We start from the raw sequence: 17,115 nt of genomic DNA on the forward strand, positions 1-17,115 counted from the left end.
GTTCTACATGCGTTCATGTTTCGGGTCAATTGGAACGGGCTTTTCTTAACCCTGTCACGGCGGATTCGCGCATCTGGTTCACCTTCATCAGGCTTTCCCCAATGAGGAAGCGCCGGGCGCCCGTGGCGCGGAGGCGGATGATGTGATCTGTCGTGGATATGCCGCTTTCAGCGATCAGGTGGCGATCCGGGGGCATCAGAGGGGCAAGGCGCTCGGTGGTCGAGAGATCGGTCACCATGCGCTTCAGGTCGCGGTTGTTGACGCCTATCAGCGGCGACGGAAGGCGCAGGGCGCGTTCCAGTTCGGCTTCGTCATGGGTTTCGATGAGAACATCCATGCCGAAACCAGTTGCGGCAGCCGAAAGCTCGGCGGCCAGGACGTCGTCAACGGCCGACAGGATGACGAGGATGCAGTCAGCGCCATGGGCGCGGGCCTCGGCGACCTGGATCGTGTCGACGAGGAAATCCTTGCGCAGCATGGGCAGGCTGACGGCGCTGCGGATGGCAGAGAAATCGGCGAGCGAACCGCCAAAGCTCGGGCCATCGGTCAGCACGGAGAGACAGGCTGCGCCACCGGACTCGTATTCCGTGGCAATGGCGACAGGGTCAGCGCCGGGCAGGATTTCGCCGGCGGACGGGCTCTTGCGCTTCAGTTCGCAGATCAGGGCGTTTTCGTCCTGCGCCGCGACGCGGTCCATGGCGGCGGCAAAGCCGCGAACGGGGCTCGCCTCGCTGGCCATGCGGGAGAGGCTTTCGAAGCTTTCGGCCTGTTTCAGGGCGGCCACTTCGTCATGCTTGTAGGCGATGATGCGGTCGAGGGCGGTGCTCATGCCGGTTCCTGCCCGTTGGAGAGGGCGGCGAGGCGGCGCAGCGTGTCGCGGGCCTTGCCGGTGTCGATGGCTTCGGTCGCCATGGCGGCGCCCTGTTTCAGATCGGTGGCAAGGCCGAGGACGTGGAGCCCGGCGGCGGCGTTGAGCAGCACGGCGTCGCGGAACGGGCCTTCCTGGCTGTCGAGCAGATCGGTGATGGCCATGGCATTGTCCTGCACGCTGCTGCCTTCGAGGCGCGAGAGCGGGCTGGTGTCGAGGCCGGCATCAGCGGGATGGATCTCGAATTCGCGGATGGCGCCATTCTCGACTTCGCAGACATGGGAGGCGCCGGCGATGGACAATTCGTCAATGCCGTCACGGCCGTGGACAACCCAAGCCTTGGTTGTGCCGAGGGCGGCGAGGGCTTCGGCCATGGGGCGGGTCCATTGCGGGGCAAAGACGCCGAGCACCTGGAATTGCGCGCCGGCCGGATTGGAGAGCGGGCCGAGCAGGTTGAAGATGGTGCGGATGCCGAGCTTGGCGCGCACGGGCGCGACATGGCGCATGGCGCTGTGATGGGCGCGGGCGAACATGAAGGCGACTCCGGCGCCATTGAGGCAGGCCTGGAATTCGCTCTCGTCGGTTTCGAGGTTCACGCCGAGCGCTTCGAGCACGTCGGCCGAACCCGTCTTGGGCGGCACGGACCGGTTGCCATGCTTGGCGACGCGGCCACCGGCGGCGGCGATGACGAGCGCGCTGGCGGTGGATGTGTTGAGACTCTTCCATGGCAGGCCGCCGGTGCCGCACGTGTCGAGAACAGGGCCGTCGACATGCATCTTGCGGGCATGCTGGCGCATGATACGGGCGCCTGCGGTCAGCTCGGTGGCCGTCTCGCCGCGTACCGCGAGACCTGTCAGGAAGGCGCCGATCTCTTCCGGGGCGGCCTCGCCAGTCAGCAGGAGCTCGAACGCCGTTTCGAGCGTGTCGCCTTCCAGCGTCTCATTGCGGGCGATGGCCTTGATGGCCGTGGTGAGGGCAGTGTCAGTCATCAATCATTTCCAATGAAGAGGGACACCGATAGCGGCCTTGGAGACGCGGTTCAATGCGCCAAACGGGACTCAATAGCCAAGAAAGGCCAGGATATCGGACAGGATACCCGGATCGAGGGCGAGATCGCGATGGCTGAGCGTTTCGCGCGTCACCAGTTTGGCGCCCGGCAGGGTTTCGGCGAGATCGCGGATCAGGCCGAGCGGGGAGCTTTCGTCGGCGGCCGAGCCGATCATGAGGATGGAGCCTTCATAATTGGCAAGGGCAGCCGTGATGTCCGTTTTGGACATGGGGGCGCCGGTCTTTTCTTCATGCAGCTCAAGCGCCCGCGCGATGATCGCTTCATCCTCTCCGCGCATGCGCTGATAGTCCGCCCAGCCGAGCAAGGGCGGGGCGATCATGACGAAATAGTCGGGCGCGGCACCTGCGGCGATGGCGAGGGCCGCCGCTTCACAGCCGAAGGAATGGGCGATGATCGTGTCGATGGGGCTTTCGGCGGCGCAGACCGCTGCGACGGACGCAGCCGCCATGACGGGCGTGCAGGCTTCCGCTTTCGAGGCGCCATGGCCGGGAAGGTCCATCAGAAGGAGGGGCCGTGTGTTCTGGAGGAAATCCTGCGCGAAGCGGCGCCAGACGCGGTGGGTGTCGTCCCAGCCGTGCACGAACAGCGTGGCCGGGCCTGTGCCTGCGCGCCAGACGGGCGTGTCGCCGAATTCGCCGGGAATGTCGCTACGGGTATTGGGCGGGAGGAAGTTCTGGCCCGGCGCGGCACTGGGGCTGATCGGCAGGGCTTCGAGGAGCGCTTCGGCTCTGGCATCCAGATCGCTCATGACGCGCCTTCTATTTCACCTTGCTGAGGAAGTTCTTCAGCAGGGCGTGGCCGTGTTCGGTCATGATGGATTCGGGGTGGAACTGGACGCCGTAGAGGGGGCGGGTTTTGTGGTGAAGGGCCATGATCTCGCCATCGTCCGTGTGGGCGTCGGCGACGAGGCAGTCTGGCAGGTCATTCTCGCGGACGGAGAGCGAGTGGTAGCGGACCACGGTGAAGGTTTCGGGCAGGCCCTCGAAGAGGTCACTGCCGGTCTGGTGAATGTCGGACAGCTTGCCGTGGCGGATTTCCTTCGCCGTGATGACGGCGCCGCCGAAGGCCTGGCCGATGGACTGGTGGCCGAGGCAGACGCCGAGGATGGGCATGTCGTCGGGTGCGGACTTGATCAGGTCGACGCAGATGCCGGCCTCGTTCGGCGTGCAGGGGCCGGGGGAGAGCAGGATGCCATCGGGCTTGAGGGCGAGGGCCTCTTCGACGGTCAGTTCATCATTGCGGATGACCTGCGTATGGGCGCCAAGCTCTTCCAGATAGTGGACGAGGTTCCAGGTGAAGCTGTCATAATTGTCGACGACGAGGATGTGCGGCTTCATTGGTCGAACTCGTAGGTGGCGGCGAGTTCGGCGGCGCGGCGGAGGGCACCCGCCTTGTGCAGGGTCTCGTCATATTCGTATTGCGGGACGGAATCGAGGACGACCCCGCCGCCCGCCTGGATGTGGAGCTGGCCATCCTTGATGATGGCGGTGCGCAGGGCGATGCAGGTGTCGAGGTCACCATTCCAACCGAAATAGCCGACGGCGCCGCCATAGATGCCGCGGCTGGCGCTTTCCATCTCGTTGATGATCTGCATGGCGCGGATCTTGGGCGCGCCGGAGACGGTGCCCGCCGGGAAACCGGCGAAGAGGGCGTCCACGGCGTCGAGGCCTTCGCGGAGGTTGCCTTCTACATGGGAGACGATGTGCATGACGTGGCTGTAGCGCTCGACGATGAAGCGCTCGGTGACCTCGACGCTGCCATAGGCGGCGACGCGGCCGACATCATTGCGGCCAAGATCCAGCAGCATGAGGTGTTCGGCGATTTCCTTGGGATCGGCCAGCAGGCCTTCGGCGCGGCGGGCATCCTCTGCGGCGTCACCCGACACGGGACGCGTGCCGGCGATCGGGCGGATGGCGACGCGGCCATCGCGGACGCGGACAAGGATTTCCGGGCTGGAACCGACGAGACGCACGGTGCCGAGGTTCATGTGGAACATGAAGGCGGACGGGTTCAGGCGGCGCAGGGCGCGGTAGAAGCTGATGGACTTGCGGGTGAAGGGCGTCGACAGGCGCTGGCTCGGCACGACCTGGAAGATGTCGCCGGCGCGGATATAGTCGCGGCACTTCTCGACGATCTCGAAATAGCGCTCCTTGGTCGTGTTGGAGGTGAGCGTCACCTCGGCCGGCTTCTGGTCCTTGGGCGGAACGACCGGCAGGCGCTCGAGGCGGGCTTCGACCTCGTCGAGCAGCGTGTTGATCGCGGCCTCGTTGCCATTGTGGACGCGGCCGATCAGCAGGATTTCCTGATAGATATGGTCGAACACGATGACCACCCTGGGAATGACCAGCAGGGCTTCGGGCACGTCGAGCGTGTCTTCGGCGGTGATGGTGACCGGTTCGACATGCTGGATCATGTCATAGCCGACATAGCCGAACGCACCCGACGCCATGGGGGGCAGGGGCGTGTCGGTTTCGGCGCGGGCACTGGCCACGAAGGCGCGCAGGGCGGCCACGGGGGTGGCGTCCAGCTTCACGGCATCGCTGAAGGCGGCGTCGCTGGCGGTTTCGGCCACGCCGTCCTGAATGCGGAACCATTGTTCCGGTTCAAGGCCGATGAAGGAATAGCGGCCGAGGCGCTGGCCGCCGGCAATGGATTCGAACAGGAAGCTGCCGGGCTGGTCATCGCCCAGTTTCAGCATCGCGCCGACGGGCGTTTCAATATCCCCGATGCGCCTGCGAACAATCAGACGGGCGGTGCTCATTGATCGGTGGCAATCGATTTCTTGTAGGCGTCAAGCGCGCCGGGATTGGTCTTCAGCTTGATCGCGCGTTCGATCTCGGCCTGAAGCGCGACCTGCAGGTCTTCGTTCAGGGCCTGGTTCAGGGACGAGGTGGCGCGTGTGCCAAGCACCTGAAGCGCTTCGTCCGAAGGCGGCGTGATCGTGTTGAGGCGCACAACCATGTACTTGTCGCCAGCGCGGCTCGGATAGGCGTACACATCGCCTTCGGCGCCGCTGAAGATGGCGGTGATGGCCGGCGTTGGCAGGCCGCTCTGCTCGGCGGTGACACGCGTCAGCGGCATGGGCGTGGAGTCGACCGCGGAGTCGGCGGCGGCTGCCGCGTCTGCCAGCGATGTCTCGCCGGATTTGATGCTGGCGACGATGCCATCCGTATAGGTCTTCATCGCACTTGCGGCGCGCTGCGACACCAGCGTCTGGCGGATGTCATCCTTGATCGTGTCGAACTCGGGCGTGCTGGGCGCAATGATCGTGCGGGGCGAGGTCAGGTAGACGGCATCCTCGCCGTCAAACCGGTTGGAGACATCGCCTGCATTGATCTGGAAGGCGCCACGGAAGGCATCCTGCGCGGCAATGAGGCCGTTCATCATGAGACCATCGGCCGTCATGCCATTGGCATCGACCGGTTCGAAACTGATGACCGGCACGCCCAGTTCGGAGGCGATCTGGCTGAGCGGGTAACCGGCGCCAATGGCGCGATCAAGCTCATCGAGTTTCTCATAGAACAGGACCTGGGCGCGCTCGCGGGCCAGTTCGCCACGGATCACGTCGGACACGGTCTCGATCGGGTAGACGGCACCGGGCTGGACAGACACGAGGCGCGCAACCTGCCAGCGGCCGTCAACCTCGCGCGGGCCGAAGAGGGCGCCGCTCTGCTTGCCGGGGCCGAACATGGCGTCCTGCAGGGCGGTGTCGGCAATGCTTTCCCTGGCGCCGGTTTTTGTCTCACTGGAGAGGACGCCGGGCAGGGTGGCCGGGTCTGCGCCGCCAGCGAGCAGGCCGAAGGCTGCGCGGGCGGTGTCACGGTCAGCGAAGTAGAGCTCGATATAGGTGCGCTGGTCCGGCTCGGAGAAGCGCTCGGACTTGGTCGCCTCGTAAATGGTCGCGATTTCCTGCTCGGTGACGGTGACCTTGGAGAGGAAATCATCGGCCGACATCTGCAGAAGGTCGATGGCGCGGCGCTCGGGCTGCTCCAGCGCGGCGAGGTTTGCGTCATAATAGGCGCGGATGTCCTCGTCCGTCGGTGCATCGGGCGTGGGCGCCTTGGACGCATCGAGTATGAACCAGGCGACGTCGCGCGTCTCGCCAATATAGAGTGCCTGAATGCCGGCAAGGACTTGCGGCGGGAAGAGCGCGGCGGTGGCGCCTTCGCTGAGCGTTTTCAGGGCCAGATCGTCGGAAACCTGCTGCTCGTATTCTTCCTTGGTGAAGCGGTTCTGGTAGAGCACTTCACGATAGGTGTTCAGATCGAGCTCGCCGGTGAGCGGGTTCTTGAAGGCGTCGACCGTTTTCAACTGTTCGACCACGGCGTCGGTGGAGGGCTTGATGCCGATGGCATTGGCGTAACCGAGGCTGACGATCTTGGATTTTTCGAGCTGGAAGACCTGGTCGATGATGCCCTGCTCGACGGCTTCCGACTTGGTGATCGGCTTGTCGGCATTCGCGTTGATGTTGCGCAGGAGGTTTTCGACGCGGCGGTCAAGCGTCTGGGCATCAATGCCGCGCGCGCCGGCGGCGGCGAGGTTGCTGCCGAGGCCGGAATTCACGGCGGTCCACGCCTGGTCAGCGCCCCAGAGGGCCATGCCTGCACAGATGATCATGACGACGATCTTGCCGAAGATCGAATTCATCAGGCTTTTCATCACGGCTAGCATAATTGACGCAGTCTTTCTGAAGGTTTGCGGGATGGCTCAGTGCTTGCTAGGCGACACGGCTTAGTCTTGCAAGATAGGGATGGCTGCATGTCACGGACACTGATCGCGGGAAACTGGAAAATGAACGGCCTGAGAGCGGGCCTTTCACAGATAGAGGCAGTGGCTGTTGCAGTTGGCGCCGGTAAAGAGGACGTGACGGCATTGCTCTGCCTGCCGGCAACCCTCGTCGCGCTTGGCGCTGCGGCTACGGGTCATTCGGCCCTGCGAATCGGCGGGGAAACCTGCCATCCGAACGAAAAAGGCGCGCATACGGGGGATATTTCGGCCGAAATGCTGGCAGATGCAGGCGCGTCCCACGTCATTGTGGGCCATTCCGAGCGCCGCGCGGACCATGGCGAGACCGATGCCGTGGTGGCTGCACAGGCCAAAGCGGCCCTGCGGGCGGGCCTTGTTCCGATCATCTGCGTGGGAGAAAGCCTTGAAGAGCGCGAAGCCGGGCGGACGCTGGAGCGGATCGAAAGCCAGCTTGCGGGCTCCATTCCCGAGGGAATTGCCGCAGGTGATTTCGTGATCGCCTATGAACCAATTTGGGCCATCGGAACCGGTAAGGTGGCCAGTACGGACCAGATCGGCGAAGTTCACGGCGCCATCCGGGCCTGGCTGTCCGGCCGGTTCGGGCCTGAAGCGGCGGCCACACTGATTCTCTATGGCGGCAGCATGAACCCGGCCAATGCGGCCGAAATCCTTGCCGTGACTGATGTTAATGGCGGCCTGATCGGCGGTGCGAGCTTGAAGGCCGAGGATTTCCTCTCCATTTACATGTCAGCAATTTAACCCAGACTGACGGGAGAGGCTTGGCGTTCGCCTTCATAGGCGATATGCGGGCCCCTTGATTTCAGGAAATTCGGTCCGCCATGCAGAATCTCATCCTCGTCGTCCATATTTTCGCCTGTGTCATCATGACCGGGCTGGTCCTGATCCAGAAGTCGGAAGGCGGCGGTTTGGGAATGGGCGGCGGCGGCGGTGGCAATTCGCTGATGTCGGGCCGCGGGGCAGCTGGCGCACTGGTGCGCACCACGATCATCCTTGGCGGCGTGTTCTTTGTGACGAGCCTTGCCCTGACCGCGATTGCCAACCGGAGCAATGATACGCGCTCCGACGTCGAAAAGGCGCTTGGCGCCGACGAGACGGGCGCCCCATCGGCCCCGTCGGACCTGTTTGACCCGTCGACATCGCTGCTGGACGGACAGGATGCCGGATCGGGCACGCTGTCGACCCCGGAAGCGCCATCGGATGACCTGGTCGATCCGACGGCAACCGAACCTGCCCAGCCGCAAGGCGAACCGGCAGCAGAGGAAACCCCTGTCCCGGCTGAGCCGGAAACGGGCAATCCCCAGTAAATTTGCGGCAAGGGCATTTTGCCCGCGCCAATCATCAACGAATCACGGCATCGGGATAGTCCCATGATCCGCTATATTTTCATTACGGGCGGCGTGGTGTCATCCCTTGGCAAAGGGATTGCTTCCGCCGCACTCGGCGCATTGCTGCAGGCAAGGGGCTACAAGGTCCGCCTGCGCAAGCTGGACCCCTATCTCAACGTCGATCCGGGCACGATGAGCCCCCGCCAGCATGGCGAGGTCTATGTCACCGATGACGGGGCAGAGACCGATCTCGACCTTGGCCACTATGAGCGCTTTACCGGCGTCTCGGCACGCCAGTCGGACAATATCACGACGGGGCGCATCTATAGCCGCATCATCGAGAAGGAACGGCGCGGGGATTATCTCGGCGCGACGATCCAGGTGATTCCGCACGTGACCAACGAGATCAAGGATTTCGTCCTGTCCGATCCGGGCGAGAACGTGGAATTCGTGCTGTGCGAGATTGGCGGCACGGTGGGCGACATTGAAGGCCTGCCCTTCTTCGAGGCCATCCGCCAGCTCGGCCAGGAACTGGGCCCCGAGCGGGCCTGCTTCATCCACCTGACGCTGCTGCCCTACATTCCGGCCGCCGGCGAGATGAAGACCAAGCCGACGCAGCACTCGGTGAAGGAGCTGCGCTCGATCGGTATCCAGCCGCATATCCTGCTGTGCCGCTGTGACCGGCCGATTCCGGAGACGGAAAAGGGCAAGATTGCGAGCTTCTGTAACGTGCGTCCGTCCTCGGTGATCGAGGCGCGTGACGTGGGCCACATCTATGACGTGCCGGCCGCCTATCACGCCGAGGGCCTCGACACGGAAGTGCTGGGCCATTTCCGGATCACGGATGCGCCGGACCCTGACCTGACGTCCTGGGACCGGATCGCCAGGACAATCCGCAACCCCGACGGCGACGTCTGCATCGGCCTTGTCGGCAAGTACACGGACGTGCCGGACGCCTACAAGTCGGTCATGGAAGCGCTGGTGCATGGCGGCCTTGCCAACCAGGTGAAGGTCGACGTGAAGCTGATCGATTCCGAGCAGTTCGACGATGAGCATGCGCCGCTGGACATTCTGGAAGGCGTGCATGGCGTGATCCTGCCGGGCGGCTTCGGTGAGCGCGGCGCGCACGGCAAGATGCGGGCAGCCCGCTTTGCGCGGGAGCGCGCCGTGCCATGCTTCGGCATCTGCTACGGCATGCAGCTGTCGGTCGTGGAAGCGGCGCGGCACATGGCGGGCATCGAGGATGCCTCGACCAGCGAATTCGGCCCGACCAAATCTCCGCTCGTCGGCCTGATGGAAGAGTGGACCAAGGGCAATGAGCGCGTTGTGCGGGACGAGAACACCGACAAGGGCGGCACGATGCGCCTCGGGGCGTATCCGGCCCGCCTGAAAGAGGGGAGCAAGGTCGCCGAGATCTATGGCTCGCTGGACATTTCCGAGCGCCACCGCCACCGCTATGAAGTGAATGCCAGCTATATCAAGCAGCTGGAAAAGGCGGGCGTACTGTTCTCGGGCATGTCGCCGGATGGCAGGTTGCCGGAGATTTTCGAGCTGCCGGATCACCCATGGTTCATAGGCGTGCAGTTCCACCCGGAACTGAAGTCACGCCCGTTCGAGCCGCACCCGCTGTTTGCGAGCTTTATCGGCGCGGCGGTGAAACAGAGCCGGCTGGTCTAGGCATCTTGAAGTAGATTAAGTTCGCCTTAGGGTAGGCAAAATGCGCGTTTTCGCTTTTGCCTCTCTATGGGTTCTCCTGCTTTGCGCGCCGGCAATGGCTAGCGCGCAAAGCGCTGCCGCATCTTCGACAGACGACATTATTGAAGTGGTGGAGACCCTCTGTATCGACACCGGTCTGGATGCGACCAAGGCGTGGATGGCGGCAACGGATGCAGGCTGGGTGAAGGTTCCGACCTCAGTGATCGATCCGTATATCTGGGGTATCAAGCCGCATTACCGCGTTGGTGCGCGCGCGCAGGACGGCTCTGGATTTCTGCTTATATTGTCAGCGCAGGGACAGATCACTGCTGAGCAACGGCGGCGCTTTTATGGCGGGCTGGTCACTGAGGGCAGCCCTGTGAAACCTGGCGTGGTGCTAAGCTACCCTTTCATGCAGGAGCCTTCCGACTCGATAGGCGGCAGGAATTGCCGTCTGGATGGCAACGTAGATGACCCCTACAGCCTACGCGACCGTGTCGAAGCACTTGAAATAAACAGTGCGGGTTTTCAGCTTGAATTCGATGAAGAGGCATACGGCGAAGGGCCTGATACCGGCAAATACAAGCACAATACAAGCTGGTCTGCGCCGGATGCCCTCATGAACCTGTCGATCGGGAAAATGCGGGAAGATGGCTCATACCCATTTTCGCTGAGCTTGGGTTCTGCAATTGCGATAGACAGTGAGCCTTCTTCCTACATCGTCAAGATCGACTAGGATCCATTGCTCTAGGCCGGGATTTCCTTGCCGGCCCAGTCGAAGCTCTTGCCGGTATTGGCGGGGGTGAGGCCTTCAATGACTTTGAGCAGATAGCCGGCCGACTGGTCCGGGCTGAAGAGCTGTGCGTCGGGGACGTTTGACTGGAAGGGCCGGGAGAGGCCGGTATCGACCGTGCCGGGATGCAGGGTGACGGCGATGAACCGGTCGTTCACGCGGGCCTGTTCGATGGCGTAATTGCGCACCAGCATGTTGAGGGCGGCCTTGGAGGCGCGGTAGGCGTGCCAGCCGCCGAGGCGGTTGTCGCTGATCGAGCCGACGCGGGCCGAGAGGGCGGCGAACACGGCGCGTCCCTTGCGGGGCATCAGGGGCAGCATGTGCTTTGCGACGAGGGCCGGGCCGAACGTATTGGCGCGGAAGACCTGTTCGAAGGCGTCCAGGGACTGATGGCGCCAGGACTTTTCGGGCTGGAGGCCGGACGCGTCCGACAGGAGTCCGGTAGCGACGATGACGAGGGCGATGTCGCCTGTGCCTTTCAGCGCGGCGGCGAGGGCGGCAAGATCGGCTTCGCTTGTGATGTCGGCCGTGTGCGGCATGATCTTTTCGTCTGCCTCAGTGCCGGAGCGCGAGACGGCGTGGATGTGGCTGATGTCGGCGCGGGCGGCGAGCCGGGCCACGAGGGCGCGGCCTATTCCGCCGGATGCGCCGAAAATGACTGCCTGCATGGTGGTGCTCCTTCCGCGAGAAGCTAAGGCGCGGGCCGCGCAAGGAAAGCGCCCAGAACAGATGGCGCCACATGCGCGGGGCATGTCGCGTCAGGAAGGCTGCGGCCATGGCCGGTGTCAGGACGAGTTGAGGTGCGCCAGGACGGCGGCGATTTCCGCCTGCAGGCCGCTCAGGTTTTCGCGTTCGAGCTTTGACCGAGCGCCGGAGCGGAAGGCGGCTGGCATATCGGCGCGAACCGGGGGCGGGGTTTGCGGCCGGCCGAGGCGGCGGCGCATGGCAGTGATGTAGACGAGGGGATTTTCGAAAACATCATTGAGCGCGCGCAGGCGCTGTATCAGCGGTTTTGCGGGAAGAAGGTCTGTCGGCTGCGGCGGGTAGGCGAAGGGCGCGGGCGGCGGCAGGGGCAGGTCGAGATAGCGGAAGCCGGGGCCGGTGGAGGCGGCGCGGCGGGGCGGAAGGGTGTGGCCCGCGCGTTTCGGCGGCTCCGCGATACGGAAACGGGGCTTACGGAGGAAGCGGGAAGATGCCCGGGCGCTGTGCGGCGCGCTGCCAGGTTTGGACGTTGCGTTGGTCTGCACGCGTGGCGGCAGGGCACCGAGCTCAAGTGCCATCAGGAAGAGGAGACGACGGACGAGCGGCTCGAAACGCGCAAGCTCTGCGGCGAGGCGGGCGCGGACCGGACGCAGCAGGAAGGGGCGACAGCCGGTGAGCCCGAGGGCGAAAGAGCGGTGGAGCCCTTCGACCAGATAGCCCGCCTGGTTCCACGCGAAGCGGACCATGCTGCTGATAAGAGGGGTGGGCTGGTAATGCATTTGGCGAGGATAGTGTGCACGCCAGTGCGGTAGGACAGATTTTCATCGGGACCAGCTGCGACGGGCACTTTCGCCCGGGGTGTGCGGGGAAAGCGCCTCACTTGTCCTGCAGGGTCAGGCCTTGGAGATCGAGAACTGGCCGACATTGATGCGGCCGTCGAGGAAGCCGGCTTCGCAATAGGAAAGGTAGAAGTTCCACATGCGCTTGAAGGGTTCGTCGAAGCCGAAGGTCTGGATCTCGTCCCATTTGTCATTGAACGAACGGGCCCATTCATGGCAGGTGCGGGCATAGTCCTGACCGAAATAATGCACGCCGTCATGGCGCAGGCCTGCCTTGGCGAACTGGTCCTTGAGAGCCGTTTCGCCTGGCAGCATGCCACCCGGGAAGATGTAGCGCTGGATGAAATCGACGCGCTTGCGATAGCTCTGGAAGAGATCGTCATCGATGGTGATGATCTGGAGCGCCGCCTTGCCGCCCTGTTTCAGGCTGTCGAAGATCTTGGCGAAATAGCTCGGCCAGTAGGACTCGCCGACGGCCTCGAACATTTCGATCGAGGCGACGCCGTCATAGACGCCCTGATGGTCGCGATAGTCTTCGAGGCGGATTTCAACGCGTTCCGAGAGGCCTTCGCGCTGCATGCGCTCCATGGCGTAATCGCGCTGGGACGGAGAGATGGTGAGGCAGGTGACCTTGCTGCCGCGATGCTTGGCGGCGTATTCCGCAAAGCCGCCCCAGCCACAGCCGATTTCAAGGATGCTGCTGGAGGGGCCAGCATCAATCCGGTCGCAGATGCCCTTGTACTTGACCTGCTGGGCCTGCTCGAGGGACTGGTTCGGGCTTTCGAAGATGGCCGAGGAATAGGTCATGCTGGGGTCGAGCCAGAGGCTGTAGAAGTCATTGCCCAGATCATAATGGGCCATGATGTTGCGCCGCGCACCGGCCTTGGAATTGCGGTTGAAGAGGTGGCGGACCATGTTGGCCCAGCGCACGACCATGCCGCCGCGCGCGAGCCGCTGGGCGCTTTCGAAATTGGCCGAGAAGAATTGCAGCACCTTGGTGAGGTTCGGCGTGGACCACTGGCTGTCCATATAGGCCTCGGCAAAGCCGACATCGCCGCCGGCCAGGGCGCGCTTCACGAAGTTGTAGTCATGCACAATGACTTCAGCTTCAGGGCCGGGCTCTGCATTCCTGAAGAGCAGCTTGCGGCCATCGGGCAGCGTGAACTGGATCTTGCCACGCTGGGTGCGCAGGACGGTGAGGGCGACCAGCCGGAACGTGGTGGGCACGCCCTTGAGACGGCCGATGGATTGCGCGGTGGCAATTATGGGATCGCTCATGCGGCGTCTTTCACGATCTGGGCTGTGGCGCTTGCCGGTTCCGTGGCGATGGTGGCGGTGCGGTCGGGCGGCGTCGGGCGGGACCTGTATTTCGCACCGCGGAGCCAGAGGAAGGCAGCCTGCCAGTGAATGGCGAGCGTGACGCCGAGCGTCGAGAAAGGCCTCTTCAGGGCGAGCCCGAGCAGCGCGAGGGGCGTGGCCGACTGGCGCGTGGCCCGGATATTGGCCATGTGCATGAGCTGGCCGTCCTTGAGGCTTTCGACCACCACGCCGAGGCGTTGGGCCGGCGCCCGCAGCGTGAAGCGATAGGTGCCGCTGACATCAAAGAAGGGGGAGACGTGGAAGTATTTCTGCGCCTCATGCCGTGACCGGTCGGTGGAAACGGATGCGACATAGGAATGGGTGTCGCCGAACGTGTTGTTCACTTCGTAGATGATGCCGCGCAGGGCGCCGTCCGGACCGTAGCCATACCAGAGCGAGATCGGCGCGAACTTGTAGAAGAGATGGCGCGGGAAGGTGACCAGGCGGATGGCGCCGCCTTCAAGCGATACACCGGCCTTGGCCAGCATGTCTTCGGCCCACGGACGCAAGGGCACATCCTGACGGGCGCCATGGTCGCGGCGCCGGAAGGAGAACAGGCCCGGCTTGTCGACGGCGAAAAGCGACGTCTGCGCATCGGCTTCGTCGAGGCGATCAATGTCGATATCGATCATGGCGATCTTGTAGGCAAAGCGGCGCTCGAACGGCACATAGCGTGCGTGTACCGTCTGCCCCTGCCACAAATTGAGCGCTGGGGCGGTCAAACCGACACCTCTGCTGCAATTTCCATGAACGGAGTTTTGCGCGAAGGCGCATGAATGTCCACGTTTTTCACCTCCCACGGGACCCGGCCGCCAAGCGACAGGGCGGCCGACAGGCCCGACTTGAGGCCATCCTCATGGAAGCCGCGGCCCATCCAGGCGCCCGCGAGCCAGAGGCCATTCCGGCCCTGTGTCCGGTTCAGCCCGCGCACGGCGGCCTCGGCGGCGGCGTCGAATTGCGGATGGTCGAAGCTGTATTCATGGAATGTGAGATCTTCGCGCGGGGCGAATTCCGGGTTCAGCGTGATGAAAAGGGGGCGCGCATCGTCGAGGCCCTGAAGGCGGTTCATCCAGTAGGTGAGGCAGATGTCGCCATTGCTCTGCTTGATGACGTTCCAGCTGGCCCAGGCGTTGCGGCGGTTCGGCATCAGCGCCGGATCACGGTGGAGGTAGATCGTGTTGGGACGATAGTGGATCGAGCGCAGCAGGAAGGCCTGATCCTCGAAACTGTCCTCGACGAGGCGCAGGGCCTGGTCGGAATGGCAGGCAAGGATGACGTCGTCGAAGACCTGGGTGCGCTTGTCGGCGGTCAGGACGGTGACCTTGTCGCCGAATTGGGAAACGCGGGTGACGGGCGCATTCGTGCGGACGCGCTGGCCGAGTTCGGCGGCAACGGCGCGAACATAAGTCTGGCTGCCGCCGGTGACCGTGCGCCATTTCGGGCGCTCCTTGTGCATCAGGCGGTGGTTTTCGAAGAACTGGAAGAAGCTTTGGGCCGGATAGTCCAGCATGTTGGCTTCGGGTGTCGACCAGATGGCGGCGCCCATGGGGAGGATATAGTTGCAGCGAAAAGGCTGGTCGAAGCCGTGCATGTCGAGCCAGGCGCCGAGTGTCGTGTCGGCGATCTTTCCGGCCGCGAATTCGGCGCGGGCGAGATCGTTGAAGCGCAGGATGGTGCGCCAGAAGCGGTGGAATTTCGGGCTCAGGAAGTTGCGCTTCTGGGCGAATATGCCCCGCGCCGTGGACGCCCATTCCCAGCCGTCACGATCCGAGACGGCAAAGCTCATGTCCGAGGGCTGTGTGGCGACACCAAGCGCTTGGAAGAAGCCGATCAGGTTCGGGTAGTTCAGGCCATTGTAGACGATGAAGCCGAGATCGACGGCTGTTTCATGGCCGTCATAGTCGAACACATGGGTGCAGGCGTGGCCGCCGAGGCGATCATCCGCCTCGTAGACGGTGACGTCTGCGGTGTCTTTCAGCGCGTAGGCGGCGCCGAGGCCGGAAATGCCGGATCCGATAATTGCGATGCGTTTCATGCGGCGTTCCGTTTTTCCTTGAGGGTATCATAAGCGTCGAGTGCGCGCTGGCGGGCCGTTGGGTGGTCGACGATCGGCTTGGGGTAGGTCTTGCCGAGGGTTATGCCGGCGGCCTTGAGCGTGTCGCTGCCGGCTTCCCATGGGGTGTGCAGAAACTTGTCAGGCAGGTCGGACAATTCCGGGCACCAGCGGCGGACATAAGCGCCGTTGGGGTCGAACTTCTGGCCCTGCGTGATCGGATTGAAGACGCGGAAATAGGGGGCCGCATCGGCGCCACTGCCGGCGGTCCACTGCCAGCTGGCGGGATTGGCGGCCTGGTCGGCATCGACCAGCGTGTCCCAGAACCAGTCCTCGCCGACCTGCCATGGCTGGAGCAGGTGCTTGGTGAGGAAGGAGGCCACGATCATCCGCACACGATTGTGCATGTAGCCGGTATGCCAGAGCTGGCGCATGCCGGCATCGACGATGGGATAGCCTGTCTGGCCCTCGCTCCATGCCTTTACCGCATCGGAATCCTTGCGCCAGGGCAGGGCATCGAAATCGGAATTGTAGTTTTCCGTGGCGAGGTCCGGATTGTAATAAAGCAGGACGTAGGAGAATTCCCGCCAGACCAGCTCGGAGAGGAAGGTCATGGCACTGGATTCGTCGAACCTGTCGGCGTTGATGCCGTGCTGGACGGCGCGCCAGACCTGGGCGGGGCTGATCTCGCCGAAGTGGAGATGGGGCGAAAGGCGCGACGTGCCGTCTTCGAGGTCGGGCCTGTTGCGATCTTTGGAATAGGTGTTGATCGGGCCCTCGAGGAAATCGGAGAGGCGGTCCATGGCGCCGGCTTCACCGGGGCTCCATGTTTCTTCGAGTCCGTCGGACCAATCAGGATTTGTGGGGTGCAGGCCAAGGGAATCCAGCGTGACGGACTCGATATCGGGACCGCTCAGTGACTTGGGGGCCGGAAGGGCGTCAGGCGCGCGATAGGCGGCCTTCATGGCTTTCCAGTAGGGGGTGAAGACCTTGTAGGGCGTTCCCGCGCCGGTGGTGATGTCCCACGGCTCCGTCAGCAGGCGGCCATTAAATGTGCTGACGTCCATGTTGTCCTGCTTGAGACTTGTCTTAAGGTCAGCATCCAGGGCGCGCTCAGGGCCACCATAGCGGCGGTTCCAGAAGACAGCTGTGGCACCGGTTTCGACAATCACGTCGTTCAGTACGTCCTTCGCGGCGCCGACGCGTATCGTGAGACGCCCGCCGGCCTTTTCAATGCGGCGCGCATGCTCTGCCAGTGACTTGCCGAGCCACCATTTGGATGCCCCGCCGCGGGCGCGCAAGCCGGAAGACTCTTCGTCATGGATATAGAGGAGGACCAGCGGCCGGCCGGTCTTCACGGCCGCCGTGAGGGCCGGATTGTCAGCTAGTCTCAGGTCTTCTCGGAACCAGACGATGGCGGGGGCAGAATTACTCAGGACAGGCTCCGAATGGTTACGGGTTAGTGTATGCCTCTCTTACGCCCCAGATGCGCATCTGGATCAGTTGATGCCACGATGGGTTTCACGGGGCGCAGTGCGGGGCTATATCCGTTCAACAAAGGGAGTCGCCGCCATGGCCTCGAAATTCGGGCTTCAGCCACATTGCGTTGTAGTTGCAACAGATTATGTACCCAGCATGGCGGGCA

At 63.6% G+C, this 17,115-nt stretch carries 16 protein-coding genes; 4 read left to right on the top strand and 12 right to left on the bottom strand.

Features of this window, described 5'->3' with window-relative positions:
- Positions 1-25 precede the first annotated feature (25 nt).
- The 6 genes from trpC to HY30_RS17815 form a co-directional block, all read right to left on the bottom strand.
- Positions 26-829 (bottom strand): indole-3-glycerol phosphate synthase TrpC, encoded by an 804-nt coding sequence (gene trpC / locus HY30_RS17790; RefSeq protein ID WP_034744199.1) that lies wholly within the window; start codon positions 827-829, stop codon positions 26-28.
- Positions 826-1,857, bottom strand: a complete 1,032-nt coding sequence (trpD, locus tag HY30_RS17795; RefSeq protein ID WP_034744201.1) for an anthranilate phosphoribosyltransferase — start codon at positions 1,855-1,857, stop codon at positions 826-828. Before trpD ends, trpC begins: the two co-directional genes overlap by 4 nt.
- Before the next feature lie 69 nt (positions 1,858-1,926).
- Positions 1,927-2,685 (bottom strand): alpha/beta hydrolase, encoded by a 759-nt coding sequence (locus tag HY30_RS17800; RefSeq protein WP_034744204.1) that lies wholly within the window; start codon positions 2,683-2,685, stop codon positions 1,927-1,929.
- Between the two features lie 10 nt (positions 2,686-2,695).
- Complete coding sequence (locus tag HY30_RS17805) at positions 2,696-3,274, bottom strand: anthranilate synthase component II (RefSeq protein ID WP_034744207.1); 579 nt, start codon at positions 3,272-3,274, stop codon at positions 2,696-2,698.
- Positions 3,271-4,698: an anthranilate synthase component I gene (trpE, locus tag HY30_RS17810; protein ID WP_051615689.1), complete on the bottom strand. Its 1,428-nt coding sequence runs from the start codon at positions 4,696-4,698 to the stop codon at positions 3,271-3,273. The genes HY30_RS17805 and trpE overlap by 4 nt, the downstream gene beginning before the upstream one ends.
- On the bottom strand, positions 4,695-6,608 hold the full coding sequence (locus HY30_RS17815; protein ID WP_081812356.1) for a SurA N-terminal domain-containing protein: 1,914 nt from the start codon (positions 6,606-6,608) through the stop codon (positions 4,695-4,697). Before HY30_RS17815 ends, trpE begins: the two co-directional genes overlap by 4 nt.
- An 87-nt stretch (positions 6,609-6,695) precedes the next feature.
- On the opposite strand from HY30_RS17815, the gene tpiA reads away from it, so the two are divergent.
- From tpiA to HY30_RS17835, 4 genes are all read left to right on the top strand, one after another.
- A complete protein-coding gene (gene tpiA / locus HY30_RS17820; protein WP_034744214.1) occupies positions 6,696-7,442 on the top strand; it encodes a triose-phosphate isomerase in 747 nt (248 codons plus the stop codon).
- A gap of 80 nt (positions 7,443-7,522) precedes the next feature.
- On the top strand, positions 7,523-8,008 hold the full coding sequence (secG, locus tag HY30_RS17825) for a preprotein translocase subunit SecG (protein WP_034744217.1): 486 nt from the start codon (positions 7,523-7,525) through the stop codon (positions 8,006-8,008).
- 63 nt (positions 8,009-8,071) lie between these two features.
- Positions 8,072-9,706, top strand: a complete 1,635-nt coding sequence (locus HY30_RS17830; protein WP_034744220.1) for a CTP synthase — start codon at positions 8,072-8,074, stop codon at positions 9,704-9,706.
- Positions 9,707-9,746: 40 nt separating this feature from the next.
- Positions 9,747-10,460 (top strand): hypothetical protein, encoded by a 714-nt coding sequence (locus tag HY30_RS17835; protein ID WP_155839414.1) that lies wholly within the window; start codon positions 9,747-9,749, stop codon positions 10,458-10,460.
- Between the two features lie 11 nt (positions 10,461-10,471).
- Here HY30_RS17835 and HY30_RS17840 read toward each other — a convergent pair whose 3' ends face one another.
- From HY30_RS17840 to HY30_RS17865, 6 genes are all read right to left on the bottom strand, one after another.
- Complete coding sequence (locus HY30_RS17840) at positions 10,472-11,185, bottom strand: SDR family NAD(P)-dependent oxidoreductase (RefSeq protein WP_034744226.1); 714 nt, start codon at positions 11,183-11,185, stop codon at positions 10,472-10,474.
- Between the two features lie 117 nt (positions 11,186-11,302).
- The gene (locus HY30_RS17845; RefSeq protein WP_034744229.1) at positions 11,303-11,965 is read right to left on the bottom strand and encodes a hypothetical protein; all 663 of its coding nucleotides are present in this window, start codon (positions 11,963-11,965) and stop codon (positions 11,303-11,305) included.
- Between the two features lie 147 nt (positions 11,966-12,112).
- Entirely contained in the window at positions 12,113-13,336 is a 1,224-nt protein-coding gene (locus HY30_RS17850) for an SAM-dependent methyltransferase (RefSeq protein ID WP_034744231.1), read from the bottom strand.
- The gene (locus HY30_RS17855) at positions 13,333-14,139 is read right to left on the bottom strand and encodes a DUF1365 domain-containing protein (RefSeq protein ID WP_051615691.1); all 807 of its coding nucleotides are present in this window, start codon (positions 14,137-14,139) and stop codon (positions 13,333-13,335) included. The genes HY30_RS17850 and HY30_RS17855 overlap by 4 nt, the downstream gene beginning before the upstream one ends.
- Entirely contained in the window at positions 14,136-15,452 is a 1,317-nt protein-coding gene (locus HY30_RS17860) for an NAD(P)/FAD-dependent oxidoreductase (protein ID WP_034744234.1), read from the bottom strand. Before HY30_RS17860 ends, HY30_RS17855 begins: the two co-directional genes overlap by 4 nt.
- Complete coding sequence (locus HY30_RS17865; RefSeq protein ID WP_034744238.1) at positions 15,449-16,906, bottom strand: cryptochrome/photolyase family protein; 1,458 nt, start codon at positions 16,904-16,906, stop codon at positions 15,449-15,451. The genes HY30_RS17860 and HY30_RS17865 overlap by 4 nt, the downstream gene beginning before the upstream one ends.
- Positions 16,907-17,115: the final 209 nt, after the last annotated feature.

The sequence above is a fragment of the Hyphomonas chukchiensis genome (genome assembly GCF_000682695.1).
Taxonomy (GTDB): domain Bacteria; phylum Pseudomonadota; class Alphaproteobacteria; order Caulobacterales; family Hyphomonadaceae; genus Hyphomonas; species Hyphomonas chukchiensis.

Coding starts and splice junctions, on each gene's coding strand:
- trpC (WP_034744199.1), bottom strand. CDS start 829: ATGAGCACCGCCCTCGACCGCATCATCGCCTACAAGCATGACGAAGTG.
- trpD (WP_034744201.1), bottom strand. CDS start 1,857: ATGACTGACACTGCCCTCACCACGGCCATCAAGGCCATCGCCCGCAAT.
- HY30_RS17800 (WP_034744204.1), bottom strand. CDS start 2,685: ATGAGCGATCTGGATGCCAGAGCCGAAGCGCTCCTCGAAGCCCTGCCG.
- HY30_RS17805 (WP_034744207.1), bottom strand. CDS start 3,274: ATGAAGCCGCACATCCTCGTCGTCGACAATTATGACAGCTTCACCTGG.
- trpE (WP_051615689.1), bottom strand. CDS start 4,698: ATGAGCACCGCCCGTCTGATTGTTCGCAGGCGCATCGGGGATATTGAA.
- HY30_RS17815 (WP_081812356.1), bottom strand. CDS start 6,608: ATGCTAGCCGTGATGAAAAGCCTGATGAATTCGATCTTCGGCAAGATC.
- tpiA (WP_034744214.1), top strand. CDS start 6,696: ATGTCACGGACACTGATCGCGGGAAACTGGAAAATGAACGGCCTGAGA.
- secG (WP_034744217.1), top strand. CDS start 7,523: ATGCAGAATCTCATCCTCGTCGTCCATATTTTCGCCTGTGTCATCATG.
- HY30_RS17830 (WP_034744220.1), top strand. CDS start 8,072: ATGATCCGCTATATTTTCATTACGGGCGGCGTGGTGTCATCCCTTGGC.
- HY30_RS17835 (WP_155839414.1), top strand. CDS start 9,747: ATGCGCGTTTTCGCTTTTGCCTCTCTATGGGTTCTCCTGCTTTGCGCG.
- HY30_RS17840 (WP_034744226.1), bottom strand. CDS start 11,185: ATGCAGGCAGTCATTTTCGGCGCATCCGGCGGAATAGGCCGCGCCCTC.
- HY30_RS17845 (WP_034744229.1), bottom strand. CDS start 11,965: ATGGTCCGCTTCGCGTGGAACCAGGCGGGCTATCTGGTCGAAGGGCTC.
- HY30_RS17850 (WP_034744231.1), bottom strand. CDS start 13,336: ATGAGCGATCCCATAATTGCCACCGCGCAATCCATCGGCCGTCTCAAG.
- HY30_RS17860 (WP_034744234.1), bottom strand. CDS start 15,452: ATGAAACGCATCGCAATTATCGGATCCGGCATTTCCGGCCTCGGCGCC.